This window comes from Flavobacterium succinicans (genome assembly GCF_001662485.1).
Classification (GTDB): domain Bacteria; phylum Bacteroidota; class Bacteroidia; order Flavobacteriales; family Flavobacteriaceae; genus Flavobacterium; species Flavobacterium succinicans_A.
In genome coordinates, this window is sequence record NZ_JMTM01000060.1 from 18,115 (window position 1) to 32,458 (window position 14,344).

At 34.0% G+C, this 14,344-nt stretch carries 17 protein-coding genes; 1 reads left to right on the plus strand and 16 read right to left on the minus strand.

Annotated elements, in window-relative coordinates; all coding sequences use genetic code 11:
- Positions 1-225 precede the first annotated feature (225 nt).
- Entirely contained in the window at positions 226-669 is a 444-nt protein-coding gene (locus FLB_RS10365) for a GNAT family N-acetyltransferase (protein WP_064715896.1), read from the minus strand.
- Positions 670-901: 232 nt separating this feature from the next.
- On the opposite strand from FLB_RS10365, the gene FLB_RS10370 reads away from it, so the two are divergent.
- On the plus strand, positions 902-1,168 hold the full coding sequence (locus FLB_RS10370) for a hypothetical protein (RefSeq protein WP_064715897.1): 267 nt from the start codon (positions 902-904) through the stop codon (positions 1,166-1,168).
- A 55-nt stretch (positions 1,169-1,223) separates the two neighbouring features.
- Here the strand turns inward: FLB_RS10370 and atpG are convergent, their stop codons facing one another.
- From atpG to FLB_RS10445, 15 genes are all read right to left on the minus strand, one after another.
- Positions 1,224-2,084 carry an ATP synthase F1 subunit gamma gene (atpG, locus tag FLB_RS10375; RefSeq protein WP_064715898.1) on the minus strand — a complete coding sequence of 287 codons (861 nt, stop codon included), beginning with the start codon at positions 2,082-2,084 and terminating at the stop codon, positions 1,224-1,226.
- 74 nt (positions 2,085-2,158) lie between these two features.
- Complete coding sequence (gene atpA / locus FLB_RS10380) at positions 2,159-3,736, minus strand: F0F1 ATP synthase subunit alpha (protein WP_064715899.1); 1,578 nt, start codon at positions 3,734-3,736, stop codon at positions 2,159-2,161.
- 38 nt (positions 3,737-3,774) lie between these two features.
- Positions 3,775-4,308, minus strand: a complete 534-nt coding sequence (atpH, locus tag FLB_RS10385; RefSeq protein WP_064715900.1) for an ATP synthase F1 subunit delta — start codon at positions 4,306-4,308, stop codon at positions 3,775-3,777.
- Between the two features lie 2 nt (positions 4,309-4,310).
- On the minus strand, positions 4,311-4,811 hold the full coding sequence (locus tag FLB_RS10390) for a F0F1 ATP synthase subunit B (RefSeq protein WP_064715901.1): 501 nt from the start codon (positions 4,809-4,811) through the stop codon (positions 4,311-4,313).
- An 84-nt stretch (positions 4,812-4,895) separates the two neighbouring features.
- Positions 4,896-5,087, minus strand: a complete 192-nt coding sequence (gene atpE / locus FLB_RS10395) for an ATP synthase F0 subunit C (protein WP_064715902.1) — start codon at positions 5,085-5,087, stop codon at positions 4,896-4,898.
- Between the two features lie 96 nt (positions 5,088-5,183).
- Positions 5,184-6,341, minus strand: coding sequence for a F0F1 ATP synthase subunit A (gene atpB / locus FLB_RS10400; RefSeq protein WP_064715903.1), 1,158 nt, complete (start codon positions 6,339-6,341; stop codon positions 5,184-5,186).
- Positions 6,342-6,459: 118 nt separating this feature from the next.
- Positions 6,460-6,855: a hypothetical protein gene (locus FLB_RS10405; RefSeq protein ID WP_064715904.1), complete on the minus strand. Its 396-nt coding sequence runs from the start codon at positions 6,853-6,855 to the stop codon at positions 6,460-6,462.
- Positions 6,855-7,082 carry an AtpZ/AtpI family protein gene (locus FLB_RS10410; RefSeq protein ID WP_064715905.1) on the minus strand — a complete coding sequence of 76 codons (228 nt, stop codon included), beginning with the start codon at positions 7,080-7,082 and terminating at the stop codon, positions 6,855-6,857. The genes FLB_RS10405 and FLB_RS10410 overlap by 1 nt, the downstream gene beginning before the upstream one ends.
- The gene (locus tag FLB_RS10415) at positions 7,063-7,455 is read right to left on the minus strand and encodes a polymer-forming cytoskeletal protein (RefSeq protein WP_064715906.1); all 393 of its coding nucleotides are present in this window, start codon (positions 7,453-7,455) and stop codon (positions 7,063-7,065) included. Before FLB_RS10415 ends, FLB_RS10410 begins: the two co-directional genes overlap by 20 nt.
- A 3-nt stretch (positions 7,456-7,458) precedes the next feature.
- Complete coding sequence (locus FLB_RS10420) at positions 7,459-9,984, minus strand: gliding motility protein (protein ID WP_317039027.1); 2,526 nt, start codon at positions 9,982-9,984, stop codon at positions 7,459-7,461.
- Positions 9,985-10,154: 170 nt separating this feature from the next.
- The gene (locus tag FLB_RS10425; RefSeq protein ID WP_064715907.1) at positions 10,155-10,850 is read right to left on the minus strand and encodes an ABC transporter ATP-binding protein; all 696 of its coding nucleotides are present in this window, start codon (positions 10,848-10,850) and stop codon (positions 10,155-10,157) included.
- A 50-nt stretch (positions 10,851-10,900) separates the two neighbouring features.
- Positions 10,901-12,361, minus strand: coding sequence for a DUF5687 family protein (locus tag FLB_RS10430; RefSeq protein ID WP_064715908.1), 1,461 nt, complete (start codon positions 12,359-12,361; stop codon positions 10,901-10,903).
- Positions 12,362-12,576: 215 nt separating this feature from the next.
- The gene (locus FLB_RS10435; protein ID WP_064715909.1) at positions 12,577-13,284 is read right to left on the minus strand and encodes a hypothetical protein; all 708 of its coding nucleotides are present in this window, start codon (positions 13,282-13,284) and stop codon (positions 12,577-12,579) included.
- Complete coding sequence (locus tag FLB_RS10440) at positions 13,281-13,916, minus strand: hypothetical protein (protein ID WP_064715910.1); 636 nt, start codon at positions 13,914-13,916, stop codon at positions 13,281-13,283. The genes FLB_RS10435 and FLB_RS10440 overlap by 4 nt, the downstream gene beginning before the upstream one ends.
- An 11-nt stretch (positions 13,917-13,927) precedes the next feature.
- A complete protein-coding gene (locus tag FLB_RS10445) occupies positions 13,928-14,263 on the minus strand; it encodes a PadR family transcriptional regulator (protein WP_064716081.1) in 336 nt (111 codons plus the stop codon).
- Positions 14,264-14,344 lie beyond the last annotated feature (81 nt).

Consider the following 14,344-nt stretch of genomic DNA (forward strand, 5'->3'; position numbering starts at 1 on the left):
GATAGTAAAATTTAGCAGTTTATTATACTTAAAAACTCAACCGCAAAGTTCGCAAAGGGTTACGCAAAGTGCGCAAAAGAAATTAAACGTTTAGGACAAACTAAACTTATATGAACTTAAATCTTATATGGTTCAAAATTAACCGCCAAGTTCCCATAGTACTTACAAAAATTAATTTTTGTGAATGCTATACTATACAACTTAATTGACTTATATGTTTATAATTTATGAAAGCCCGTCTTCGTTGATGATTTTCAAAAAATGAAAGCCTTTGGGCACATACCCTTGATTGTAATAAAATCGATGCGCATTAAAGTTTCCAGTAAATGCATCCAAAACGATCATGGTGCAGTTCGTGGCTTTGGCTTTAGCATCGATATAATCTGTCATCATTTTTCCAATACCTTTGGCGCGATGATCAGGATGCACTACAAAATTATCGATTTCGATATACTTCCCTGACCATAATTTATACCCTTGCCAAAAACCCGTAATACCCAAACAAACTTCACCTTCAAAAACGGCAAGCTGTTTATAGTTATGCGGAATCATTTCGGTAAGATAACTATCGTATTTTTCAATAGTAAAAGTGGGGTACAAATGACGCATCATGTCAATATGAGCTAGCATCTCTTCTTTAGTGCTCAATTCTCTAAGTTGAATTTCCATAGGTAATTTTAAAAGTGTAAAATTAGAGAAAAAAGGGATGAGATTGAACCATGTGGGAAGGTGAATTTTGGGAAAAGCTAATAAAACATTAATTTAGTTCATTCTAAAATAAGTTTGAAGCTAAAAGAATAACATCAAAGCTATTTAAATCTAATTCTTACGATTTTTAAATAAAAAGTGTCACTGGCACAATTTTAGTTATAGTACAGACAAACTAACCCAAAATTAAACCATGCATAAAAAACTACACTTTGTACTCTTCTTTTGCGCATTTTCTACTTTATCCTATTCACAAAAAAAAGGAAAAATGGCCATCCCCATCATAGAAGAAAAAGAGACTTCGCTATGGGTAAGTAAAAAAACAAAGTCATATTCTTGGTTAGTCATTTATGACCAGAAAAAAATAGATTCTATTTTAGCAATAAAAAGCTTGGTGACAACAAATGAAAAACCAAAGCAAAAACAACAGGAACTAAAATGGATTCGTAAGAAATATTAAAAAACAAAAAGAGCCAACATCAGTTGGCTCTTTTTGTTTTTATGTATAGAACGAATTAAGCGTTCAAAGCTTCTGCTCCACCAACGATTTCTAAAATCTCGCTAGTAATGGATGCTTGACGTGCTTTGTTATACGTCAACTTCAATTGATCACGTAATTCTGTAGCATTATCTGTTGCTTTATGCATAGCAGTCATACGAGCACCATGTTCTGATGCAAATGAATCTCTAATTCCTTTATATAATTGTGTTTTCAATGATTTAGGAATCAAAGTCAACACGATTTCTTCTTTTGAAGGTTCAAAAATGTAATCGCCAGGAGTAACCGCTTTATCAGCTTTGATAGGAGCTAAAGGCAAAAATTGTTCTGTTTGAACGATTTGAGTCGCTGCATTTTTAAATTGGTTGTAAACCAATTCAATTCTGTCATAATTACCAGCAATAAATTGTTGCGTTAAATTATCAGCTATTGTAGCAACGTTCTCAAAACTTAAGGCATCAAAAACTTTACTCTCGTTACCAACTACCGCAAAACTTTTACCCAAAACATCGTTTCCTTTTTTACCAATAGCAAAAACATCCACTTGCTTACCTGAATAATAGTCTGCACGTACTTTGACTTCCTTAATTACATTTGAATTAAAAGCACCACACAAACCACGATTAGAAGTAATAGCTACTAATAACACTTTTTTGATTTCTCTTTGTGTAGTATACTCACCTCCTACATCACCATCTAAGGTAGCAGAAAGGTTTTGTAGTAACTCCGTTTGTTTTTCAGCATAAGGACGCATCGCAGTGATGGCATCTTGTGCTTTTTTCAACTTTGCAGCAGAAACCATTTTCATCGCCGATGTAATTTGCATCGTAGATGAGATGGAAACAATTCTATTACGGATTTCCTTTAAATTAGCCATTTTTTTTGAGTATTAAGATTTAAGTATTAAGTATCAAGACATCTTAATTCTTGATACTCAATACTTAATACTTTTTAATTATATTTTGCTGAAATTTCTTTTGCGGCAGCTTCGATTACATCAGTAATTTCGTCTGTAAATTTACCTGCTTTCAAAGCATCCAAAGTTGCTCTGTTTTTGTTGTTCATGTATTCTAAGAAATCTTTTTCGAATTCTTTTACTTTATCAACAGGAACATTTCTCAACAAGTTTTTAGAACCTGCGTAGATAATTGCTACTTGGTCTTCAACAGTATAAGGGTCGTTCAAACCTTGTTTCAAGATTTCAACGTTTCTTTTTCCTTTTTCAATTACGTTCAAAGTAACAGCATCCAAATCAGAACCGAATTTAGCAAACGCTTCCAATTCACGGAATTGAGCTTGGTCTAATTTTAAAGTACCCGCTACTTTTTTCATCGATTTAATTTGAGCGTTACCACCCACACGAGATACAGAGATACCTACGTTAATCGCTGGACGAACCCCAGAGTTAAACAAATCTCCATCCAAGAAAATTTGACCATCTGTAATCGAAATTACGTTCGTTGGGATATAAGCAGATACGTCACCCGCTTGTGTTTCAATAATTGGTAAAGCTGTTAATGAACCACCACCTTTAACGATACCTTTTAAAGAATCTGGTAAATCATTCATGTTTTTAGCGATAGAGTCATCTGCAATTACTTTACAAGCTCTTTCTAATAAACGAGAGTGTAAGTAGAAAACGTCACCTGGGTAAGCCTCACGTCCTGGAGGTCTTCTTAACAAAAGAGACACCTCACGGTAAGCTACCGCTTGTTTAGATAAATCATCATAAACGATTAACGCTGGACGACCTGAATCTCTAAAATACTCTCCAATTGCAGCACCTGCGAAAGGAGCATAAACTTGCATTGGAGCTGGGTCAGAAGCATTAGCTGCAACGATCACTGTATAAGCCATAGCTCCTTTTTCTTCTAACATTTTTGCAATTCCAGCAACAGTAGAAGCTTTTTGACCAATAGCTACATAGATACAGAATACAGGTTGACCTGCATCGTAAAATTCTTTTTGATTTAAGATAGTATCGATACAAACTGTTGATTTACCAGTTTGACGGTCACCAATAACCAACTCACGTTGTCCACGTCCTACAGGAATCATAGCATCAACTGCTTTTACACCTGTTTGTAATGGTTCAGTTACTGGCTGACGGAAGATAACTCCAGGAGCTTTTCTTTCTAATGGCATTTCGTATAATTCACCTGTAATTGGTCCTTTACCATCAATTGGCTGACCTAAAGTGTTTACTACACGTCCTACCATTCCTTCTCCTGTTTTAAGAGAAGCAATACGTTGTGTTCTTTTGGCAGTAGAACCTTCTTTGATTCCAGTTGATGGTCCTAAAAGTACCACCCCTACGTTGTCTTCTTCTAGGTTCAAAACGATTGCTTCTAACCCATTTTCAAATTCAACTAACTCACCATATTGAACATTAGATAGCCCGTAAACACGAGCAATACCATCTCCAACATTAAGTACTGTTCCTACTTCTTCTAGTGTAGCACCAGATTCAAAACTTTCAACTTGCTTCTTTAATATTGCTGAAATTTCAGCAGGTTTGATTTCCGCCATCTTACTTTATAATTTAGACACTTAAATGTGTGATAAAACTAGTTACTTAATTCTCTTTTTAAAACTTGCAATTTGTTAGCAACAGAAGCATTGTATTGCTTGTCACCTATTCTTAAAATAAAACCTCCAATGATAGCAGGGTCTATTGTATTTTCAATTTGAATTTTTTTATCAGAAAGGGTGGCAATTTTGGCCAAGACTTTAGCTTCTAAAGCTGCATCCATAGGAATAGCTGTAGTAACTTGTGCCATTTCAACACCATTCATGATATCAAATAATTTAGTGTATTCTGAAGCAATACCTTCTAGAATTTCGAATCTTTTGTTTTCGAATAATAGATGAAATAAACTTTTAGTTACACCATTTGCAGAACCAAAAACTTCTAAAAGGGCTTGTTCTTTAACCTCAACTTTTAAAGTTGGGTTTTGAATGAAAGTGCTTAATTCTAAATTAGAAGCAATAGTATCACCTATCAACTTCATATCATTGTTCACTGCTTCAGCGACTTGCTTTGCATTGGCAATGTCTAGAATTGCTTTCGAATATCGAATTGCTGCTCTTGTACCTGCCATGATTAGTTCAATTTAACGTCTCCTAACATTTTCTCAACTAATTTAGTTTGAGCTTCTTTGTTAGATAATTCGTCTTTTAATACTTTTTCTGCAATACTCAATGACAAAGTAGAAACTTGTAATTTCAACTCATTCATAGCCGCATTTTTTTCACTTTCGATTGCCGCTTTCGCTTGCTCGATCATTTTTTGACCTTGAGCTTGCGCTTCATTTTTGGCATCAGCAACGATTTTTTCTTTCATTTCACGAGCTTCTTTAAGCATGCTGTCACGCTCTAATCTAGCTTCTTGTAAAATACGTTGGTTGTCTGCTTGCAATTCTTGCATTTCTTTCTTAGCATTTTCAGCAGATTCCAAAGCATTTTTGATCCCTTCTTCTCTTTCGTTTACTGCGTCAAGAATTGGTTTCCATGCAAATTTTTTCAACAAAAGAATCAATCCAACAAATATTACTATTTGCCAAATAAACAAACCAAACGAAAAATCATTTATTAACTTATCCATTTTTATCTCTATTATATAATTTTAATGTTTTAATTTTAAAACAATAGTCACAACCAACCGTTGTAACTATTGTTTTTTTAGTTATTATTTCGCGAACAAAGCAGCGAAACCAATACCCTCAATAAGAGCTGCAGCAATAATCATAGCTGTTTGGATTTTTCCAGAAGCTTCTGGTTGACGAGCAATAGCGTCCATTGCTGAACCACCAATTTTACCAATACCTAAACCTGCTCCGATTACAATTAATCCTGCTCCAATAATTTCTGGAATTTGCATAATATATATATTAAAAATTAAACATTCAATTTAAGGTTAGAGGTCAGAAATACTAGGTTAGAAAATTTCTAACTTCTTACTTCTAATTCCTAACTTTTAATGGTGTGCTTCTTCGTGATGGTGTTCTTCGTTACCAGCACCAAAATACAATGATGACAACATAGTGAAGATATACGCTTGAAGAAAAGCTACTAATATTTCTAGAATAGAAAGTGAAAATGCCAATACAAATGACAAAGAACTTCCAATCCAGCTTTTGAAAATAAACATCAACCCAATAATACTCATCAATACTACGTGACCTGCCATCATATTAGCATACAAACGAATCATCAATGAAAATGGTTTAATGATTGTTCCTAATAGTTCAATTAATGCCAAAACCGGTCTTAGCAATACAGGAACTCCAGGCATCCATAACATATGCGACCAGTAATTTTTATTTGCTGAAAAAGTAGTAATCAAATAAGTTAATAAGGCCAATGACAATGTGATTGTGATATTTCCGGTTATATTAAACCCTAAAGGCATTAATCCTAAAATATTCAAGAAAAAGATGAAGAAGAAAATAGTCAATAAATAACTCATGTATTTTTTGTACCCTTTCTCTCCAATATTAGGGATAGCAATCTCGTCTCTTACATAGATAACTAAAGGCTCAAAGAAACGTCCTGCTCCTTTGGCAATTCCTCCATTTTTAGCATACGATTTAGCTAAACTTGAGAACAAGACTAGCATTAGAATAGCTACAAATAAAATTCCAATTACACTTTTAGTAATGGACAAATCTAATGGACGAACATTTGTTGGATGACCGTGCGCTTCAGTAAGAGTACCTTTAGCATCGGTTTTATAAATTTTTTCGTGGTGTAATTTGTAGAAGTTTCCGTTGTGCTCTGCAACATCAGCTACAGGACCGTGGTGAAATTCAGCTGAAGAGAATACTTGCAAACCATTATCCCAAAGAATAATTGGTAATGAAAATCCGTAGTGTTCTCCTGTTTCTTTATCGGCATTAAAGTAAAAAGAATGCGAGTCTAATAAGTGGTGATTGATGAATTCTTTGATTTCTGATTTTACATCTTGTGGCTCAGCATGCGCACCTTCTTGTTTCCCTTCGTGAGCAACTGCTCCTTCATGTGCTTCAACCTCAACTTTTGCACTATCAACCACAGGGTTTGCAGTACTAAACAAAGGAAGGCAGGCTACTAAAATTGCTACTAAAAATCGAAGTGGTTTGTTTGAAATCACCATAACAGTTAATTATCTTAATTTATTACGTTTCTGAAATTTGGTGCAAAGGTACATTTTTTATTAATATGCAAAAGAATATAAAAAATAATTTTTTTGCTGATTTGGCTTTTTCAATACCCTATTTTTGCTTTTCATTTACTAAGTGAATAGTGAACAGTGTTTCTAGTAATAAAAAGAAAATAAAAAGCCCAAAAAAGTTAATTTTCTCAACGGAATCCTGAAGAGTCGTTACTTTCAATATAGGACGTAACAGGAGATAACAAAAAAGCATTTTTACACTCGTTACCAACAGAAAACTCATTCCTACATTATCTAAACTTTTTCTTTTTACCAATAACAAAACAAAAACTATTAGTACTGTAAATAAAGTAAACCACGCATAAAGCTCTTTTAAGGAATATACAAAATGTGAAGTGTTTTCATGTAATGCAAAAAACAACCCTTCATGTAAGCCATAAGCCGATATGATGATCAGTAAAAGAGGAATGATTTTTTTAAAAAAAGAAGGATTCATTATTGATTTTTATTGATTTCATTTACTTGTCGGTGCACATTATACATTGCTAAGAACACACCAACAATAACTAATATTTTAACGTAGTACACTTTTGGACTTGGGTGCTTCTCGTCTAACCAATGGCCTAAATAAGCAAATAAAAAAATCAATATTCCCATTTGAATGGGGATATTGATTAAAGCTAACCATTTATTGGGTTTTCGTTTATTTGGATTGGGTTCCATCAGGATGGTTAATTTCAGGGTTTTTCATAACACAGGTTGCCGTAAAAAGAGCTCCTGGTTCTATAGCTAACTTTCCTACACAAACATCGCCTTCAACTGTTGCTGTCGCTTTTATATTCAGTAATTCATGCGCTGTTATTTTTCCGTTAAAAACACCTTCGATGTCGACATTTTTACAAACAATTTCACCAATTACTTTTCCTGAAGGACCTATCACTAATTTGCCATTGGAAGTAAAATTCCCAATCAATTCTCCATCTAATCTAAAATCAGCATGAGAAAAAACATCTCCTTTAATTTGAGTGGCTTCTACAATTCTATTGGTTTTACCTAATAAATCAGTGTAAGGTGGTTTCTTTTTTTTATCGAACATCACTTAGGGCGTTTTTATGTTTAAATAGGCGTCTAAATTCTTTTTCATTTGGACGATCTTGTAATTCTCATCAGTTATTGGAATGGCCGTTTGTTTCACCGCAGGCAAGCCTTTTTTACTAAAGATAACCGACACATCGTTAGCATACACTTCTGATCTAAATCCGTGTATGCATAAAATGCGTTCACTATCGGTATAATTATCACAAGTATAATATAGATTTTCTATATTTTCCTTAGCCATAAATTCCAGAACTTGCTTTTCTATAGCACGTTCTTGCTTATAATCTTCGATAGGAATTCTAAAAATAATTTTCCATTTTTTAGTGTCTATCGTACTAAACGCCATTCTTTCCAAAATGGGAATTTGCGTGGTGATAATCTCTTCCGCTTTTTTTCCTTCTTCGGTATTGGCATAGGTATCGGCAACATATTGCATGGCTTCTTTGTAAGCTGGTAAGCCTTTTGTTTTAGCCAACGCATTCGCTTTGAGTAATTCAAACTTGGCTACAATTTCTTCTCCAGTTAACTGATTAATCATCATATTGCAACGCGCAATTACCGCTGCAAACTTTTCATCCTTAAACCATTCGTAGCATTCCTTGTATTTGTTCTCTGGGGAATCTTTGTCTTTCGAGCCATCAAAAGTTGGATCATTTATGATTTTAGCATATCTAGAATCCGGGAATTTTGAGCTGATATCCTCTTTAACAGATGCCGCTTTGGCTTTATTGGTGATTTCGTAAATTTTATACAAATTGTACAGAATGGGGGGAATCAATTTTACATCAGGCTGAAAGCTTAGTAGTTGCTCCAATTTAGCACTGGCCAGATCATATTCTTTGAATTTCTCTTTGTAAACCAATCCCAATTGATAATATCCCTTATTTCTTTCTTTAGTAATACTATCAATTGCCGAAGACTGAGTAGGCAACTGCTTTAGATAAAACGGTATTGTATAACGAGGATCTTCTACTGCTTTCTCAATGGCTGCACTATCATCATTTATAGTATCGTTTGAGATTTCATTGGCTCCTTTTTTCACATTAGAGAACAACCAATTTTCGACCAAAGCACGATTTCCATAAGCCTTTCTAAATTCTAATTTCCCAAAGGCTACCGTTTTTGGATTATAAAAATAAAAAGTGTTTGCCGATTCTGCTTGTGAATTATCCGTCGGAGGTAAAAATGCTTTTTTATTTGCCAAACCTGGACCCGTAGGCATAGCTGCTGGATCAGAAGCCGACAAATTACGTTCGATATTGGCTAATTTTTGTTTCTGTATTTCCTCCAAGACCTGTTTTATAGAGTCTTGCTTTTTAAGTGCAACTATATGCTTTTCATAATAGGCGTTTCGCTCTGAAGGAGACAACGCCACTACTTTTAAAATACTATCGTTTCTTTTGGTACTATTTTCTAATAAAATGACTTCGTCTAAATCTTTACGTTTTTTTTGAATTTTATAAAACTCTCTGGCTTTTGGATTGAGTTTTACTAACGTGCTATCATAATATTTGGCAGCCAACGGATAATTGGTTGCTTTGAAATAAATGTTACCAATATTTCTATAATTGGAGGCAGCTAAATAAAGATCTTTCGGTTTTTCTTTTAAGGAAATTTTATAGAAAATAGTAGCCGAATCGGGCTTATTGTAATGATCATAAAACAGCCCCATATTGTGGTAAATCACATCTAGAAAAGGGCGATTCTCACGGTCCTTGATTAATTCGTTATAAATGGCTACAAAAGCGTCAGGATTTCCTGTCTTGTAATCAAACAATTGCGCTTTTCTGGCGTAAGACTGGATAATATACTCTCTCTTAGCGCTGCGATTCATATCAATTACCGCATCGTAACAAAAAAGCGCACTATCTCTTTTTCCTAATTCTTGATACAACTGCCCCAAAATAAAACGATAACGGGCTTTTTCTTCATTCCTTTTAGTAAAATCTACCGCTATTTTTAGTTTAGCTACCGCGCTATCTTTTTTTTCTAAATTCAAAAAAGCTTCAGCCAAAAGGGCATTCGCATCCGCAAAAGGTTGGTCTTTGAATTCCTCGTCTTTGAGTAATTTATTGATGTTTTTTACCACTAAAGCATCGTTGCCCAAGCGCATATTGGTTTTTTCGCGCCAAACTTTAGCTTCGTATATTTTATCGCTTTCGGGATATTTATACAATATATAGTTAAAGGCATCTAAGGCTGGCACAAAACGCTGGTCATAATAACGTGCTTTCCCGAGCAAAAGATAGGCTTCGTCCATTTGGTAATTGACCTCACGGCCACCAATATTCATCGAATGTTTTTGAATGGCTTTGGTGGCTTTGGTTTCTGCCAATTCAAAATCAGCATTTTTGGTTTTATCATCAGAAGGAAGACTTCCTGAAAACTGCATTCTTTCAATCGGTAACAATTCCCAGAAATTATCTTTATCACCTGTTACCAACCCATTTAATCCCTTGTCTAAACCTATTTGTCCATTATACAAAATATTATACCGCGTACTCAAAGCATGCGAGTTTCTGGACAAAAAAGTATTCTTCTTGGTAGAACAAGCTATCAAGAAAACGAAAAAAAGTAGAATATAAAAGGGCTTACAACTGGTAGTCTTCAATAGGAAACGTTTTATCATTTAACTTGAAAAACATCATTTTAGTATAATGACTGGTAAAAATACGTTTCTTTTTGAAATATTCGAATTTAAACCGCAAAAAACGCTTCCAACTCGGCCAAAGTCTCCGTTGATGTTTGAATATCTTTGACTACTTCTCCTTTGTTCAAAGCGACAATTCGGTTACAAACTTCAACAGTATGCAACAAATCGTGACTAGAAACTAAAACGGTTACGTCTGGGTTTTGAGCCAATTCTTTGATGATTTTTTTCAATCGGTTTACGGTCGTTGGGTCTAAGTTGGCAAAAGGTTCGTCCAAAATAACGACTTCAGGGTTGCCTATTAAAGTGGCGATAATCCCAACTTTCTTTTGGTTTCCTTTAGACAAGTCTCTCAGGTATTTTTTGTTTTTTAGGATTTCGCCATTAAAAAATTCTTCGTGTTTTGCCAATAAGGCATCGACATCGGCTTTGTTTTGTCCGCGTAAATCTCCAATGAAATAAAAGTATTCTTCGGGTGTTAAATACCCAATCAAAAAGCTTTCGTCCAAAAAAGAACCCGTAAAAGGTTTCCAGCCTTCGCTGGTATTCACTTGAACGCCATTGTTAATAACGGCTCCTGTAGTGGGGTGAATTAAATCCAATAGCAAACTGAAAAAAGTAGTTTTTCCAGCGCCGTTGTTTCCGACCAATCCAAAACTTTCGCCTTTTGGTATTTCTAATTGGTCTATTTTTAAAACGGTGGTTCCGTTGTATGATTTTGAAAGGTTTTGTACTTGTATCATAATGAAAAGTCTGAAGTTAGAAATTAGAGGTTAGAAGGTATTCTTTTAAATTAGCTTTTTTGTTTATAAGCCGCAATGGTTTTGTATTTTTCTCTTTTGTAAATTTTTTCAATTTGAAGGAACACCCAGTTTCTCATTGCAAAACCAATTACTCCCGCAAGAGCAACAAGGCCCAAACCTAATTCTTGTCCGCCAAAATATTTCCCCAAACCATACAAAAGCAAAGGCAAAACTAATTTTGGAATAGAAAGCAACATCGTGTTGACATTGAAGGCTTTTTTGTCACCAAAAGCGCCTTGACTTTGCGTTAAATCGATTGGCGTTTTCGTAAAAGCTCCTCCTAAGAGTACCAGATGTGAATTGATTCCAATATTGTAAATCGCACCAGCCACAATGGTCAAATATATTTGCCATCCAAAGTAAAGATAAAAACTAGCCAAAATCGTAGAAGCAAAAGTGGCAATAACAATTAACCACCATTTGGAATTCAAATAGCCACGATACGGGATGTTTTGCGTCATCATCAATTGGTAATACGAACTATCCCAACTCGGTACAAACTGACCAAAGGTGAATAAAAATCCGCCCGACACAAAAATTCCTGCAAAAATGTGCATCACTTGTGGCTGTGTTGGGTTGCCAAAGAAAATCAATCCATAAAACAAAAACAACACACTCATAAGAACCGTTGTTTTGGAACGTTTGTTTCTTTTGATTAATTTAATGTCATTCTTCAAGAAAGTTCCCAAAGTACCAAACTGATTCAACCAGGTCAAATCTTCTGTCTTGGCGATTTCACCTTTTATCGCCAAACCAGCATCGAGATATAATTCGTTTTTGAAATAAACAAAGGTGTAATAATACAACAATCCTAAGATTACAAGCGGAATACCAAACATCCCTGGTGAATGAAATAAAGCCTCAAAAAACGGAGCACTGTACACCGTTACATCAAAATAACCGTAATATTGTAATCCACCAAGCACTGCAACAATAGCAAGGAAAATTCCAAACAATTGATCTTTATTACTCAATATAATATTCAAAAAATTATTGATGTACACCAAGGCAAAAACACCCAAATGCCAATACACTACAGAGGCCACATCATACCCTTCATAAATCAAAACGACACTTAAAGGAATAAAAAGAAAAGCGTGCAAAATATTGAAAAAAGACAAGGCCGTCTTTCCTAAAGAAAAATGCACAATCGTAGGTCTCTTAATCGGTAATACCAATAAAGGACGAATGTTGAGCACAGGGATTTTTTGAAGCATTAATCGAAAAGCTAAATCAAATAGAAAATAGTAGACCAAAAATTTATTGATGGTTACCAATGGGTCTAAATTCATTTTCTTAAGACCGTAAAAACCACCAATACCTAGCACTAAAAACAACAAGGTAAAATAAGCAATCAAAAAGCCCATTAAAATTTTCATTGCCAAGCTCGTTCCAAAGGAAGCTGAACGCAAAAAGGCTTTCCACTCGAGGTAAATAAAACGTAAAAACATAGTTATTTGGGTTTAGTTGAAGAGTAAGTAAACAAAAAATATAAAACGTTACAAGTTTTTATAATCGATAATGTAACTTTTATAAATTAAAATTTATTTGTTTTTTGAACCATTAAGTCATTAAGGTTCATAAAGTCTAAGAAAACTTAATTTTTCTTCATTTCTTAATGGTGAAAAATTTTGGTTCTTTTTTTAAACATTCATGGTAATATCCATCAAAAAATAGCCAAAGAATATTCTGGATAGGTTTGTAAAAGGTATTTTTTAGACTTTGACGGAATTTCAAAAAAGATAACATACATCAAAATAGTCATCAGTACCAAAAAGAAACTGGCGAAAACTAAAAAATAGGTATTACTTATATAATGTTCTACTCGATTAAACAGTTGCAAAAAGAGATTTAATGGAAAAATAATCGCGCCAGAGAAACCACCGTATTGATTCATAATATCCTCAAACAACCAACGTTTTTGATGCTTTTGAATTTGCTTTTTGTGTTTCATACGATTTGAGATCATACCATACAAAGCAAAAAGCACCAATAATCCATAGAAAAGCAACACCCAATCGCCATTGTAATGACTTGATTTTAGTAACAAAAACAGTACCCCTGTAACTCCAATCGTTCCCATAATTTTGGGTAGCGTAAAAAAAGTCTTCACAATAGACCACACAATCTGATTGTATTTCTTTTGTAAAAATCGTTGTTTGCCTTCTACCACATCCATAAAGCCAAAAACGCCAAATTTTTTGAATTCGTTTTGTAAGGCTTCATTAAATGAAAGCTTGGGATTTTCTTGCCATTGCTCCTCAATAGCATTCGCCAAATGATCCACCAATTCGGTTTGGAGATCATACCATTCTACATAATGTTGACGTGTGAATGTATATAATTGGTTGATTTGTTCGGTGGTTAGTTTCATGCTTTAGTCATTTTTTTAAAAAAACTAGTGTGCCATCTATAATTTTGAAAAGCCACAATGGCTTGAAATAACATTAATAGCGTATAAAAAATCTTTAATTCTATAACCTCGTGATCTAACAATAAAATAAAAAAACTTAAGATAATTATTGGAGCAGATTGATTCACCAAAAACCGATAACTTGTAGGTATAGAATGGAAATTTATCCTAATCACAACTAAACAAATAATACTACATGACACAATTGCTGTTATATTTACTAACTCATCAAATGGTGCTAAAAATGCATGAATATGAGATTTATAATAAAACATTGGAATGTAAATAAAGATACTCAAGCATAAAATAAACAAATGATATTTTTTCATTCTGGCAAGCAAACGGTCCAAAACAATCTTTGGAAACGAATAAATTATTCCAATTAAAAAACTAGAACTTGAAAGAAGTCTGGGTTTCCAATTGTCTTTAATTATGATAAAGGCTTCTTCAAAAGAACTATTGTGGTCATTCATTAAAGCTTCAATCTGCGAAGCAATGTGATCCAATAGTTCTAACTTAATGTCAAGATATTTAACATCATTTCTTTCTAGAAAAGTGTCGATTTGGTTGATTTGTTCGGTAGTTAATTTCATGATTTAAAACGTTAAATGGCTAATTTTGGATTCACTAAACTTTGCATATTTCGGATAAAATCCTCCAACTCCGCTAATCGATTAACGGTTTCTGTGGTTCCTTTTTCGGTGAGTTTATAATACTTTCTCAAGCGGTTGTCTACTCGTTCTATCTCTACATCAAGCAATCCTTCGGCTTCCAATTTGTGCAACGCTGGATACAAAGCGCCTTCGGTTATGGTCAATTCTCCTTGCGTCAACGCCTTTACTTTCTGGGTAATTTCGTACCCATACATTTTGCCATTCTCTTCCAACAACTTCATAATAATGGTGTTGAGACTGCCTTTGTATAATTGTGAGTTTTTCATATTTTGAAGAATTAGAAAATCTATTTTTGAATCACAAATATACATAAGATTCTTATACATAACAAAATTAGGTATAAAAAA

Excerpts from the sequence above, each read along its gene's own strand:
- FLB_RS10365 (WP_064715896.1), bottom strand. The coding sequence starts at position 669 with ATGGAAATTCAACTTAGAGAATTGAGCACTAAAGAAGAGATGCTAGCT.
- FLB_RS10370 (WP_064715897.1), top strand. The coding sequence starts at position 902 with ATGCATAAAAAACTACACTTTGTACTCTTCTTTTGCGCATTTTCTACT.
- atpG (WP_064715898.1), bottom strand. The coding sequence starts at position 2,084 with ATGGCTAATTTAAAGGAAATCCGTAATAGAATTGTTTCCATCTCATCT.
- atpA (WP_064715899.1), bottom strand. The coding sequence starts at position 3,736 with ATGGCGGAAATCAAACCTGCTGAAATTTCAGCAATATTAAAGAAGCAA.
- atpH (WP_064715900.1), bottom strand. The coding sequence starts at position 4,308 with ATGGCAGGTACAAGAGCAGCAATTCGATATTCGAAAGCAATTCTAGAC.
- FLB_RS10390 (WP_064715901.1), bottom strand. The coding sequence starts at position 4,811 with ATGGATAAGTTAATAAATGATTTTTCGTTTGGTTTGTTTATTTGGCAA.
- atpE (WP_064715902.1), bottom strand. The coding sequence starts at position 5,087 with ATGCAAATTCCAGAAATTATTGGAGCAGGATTAATTGTAATCGGAGCA.
- atpB (WP_064715903.1), bottom strand. The coding sequence starts at position 6,341 with ATGGTGATTTCAAACAAACCACTTCGATTTTTAGTAGCAATTTTAGTA.
- FLB_RS10405 (WP_064715904.1), bottom strand. The coding sequence starts at position 6,855 with ATGAATCCTTCTTTTTTTAAAAAAATCATTCCTCTTTTACTGATCATC.
- FLB_RS10410 (WP_064715905.1), bottom strand. The coding sequence starts at position 7,082 with ATGGAACCCAATCCAAATAAACGAAAACCCAATAAATGGTTAGCTTTA.
- FLB_RS10415 (WP_064715906.1), bottom strand. The coding sequence starts at position 7,455 with ATGTTCGATAAAAAAAAGAAACCACCTTACACTGATTTATTAGGTAAA.
- FLB_RS10425 (WP_064715907.1), bottom strand. The coding sequence starts at position 10,850 with ATGATACAAGTACAAAACCTTTCAAAATCATACAACGGAACCACCGTT.
- FLB_RS10430 (WP_064715908.1), bottom strand. The coding sequence starts at position 12,361 with ATGTTTTTACGTTTTATTTACCTCGAGTGGAAAGCCTTTTTGCGTTCA.
- FLB_RS10435 (WP_064715909.1), bottom strand. The coding sequence starts at position 13,284 with ATGAAACTAACCACCGAACAAATCAACCAATTATATACATTCACACGT.
- FLB_RS10440 (WP_064715910.1), bottom strand. The coding sequence starts at position 13,916 with ATGAAATTAACTACCGAACAAATCAACCAAATCGACACTTTTCTAGAA.
- FLB_RS10445 (WP_064716081.1), bottom strand. The coding sequence starts at position 14,263 with ATGAAAAACTCACAATTATACAAAGGCAGTCTCAACACCATTATTATG.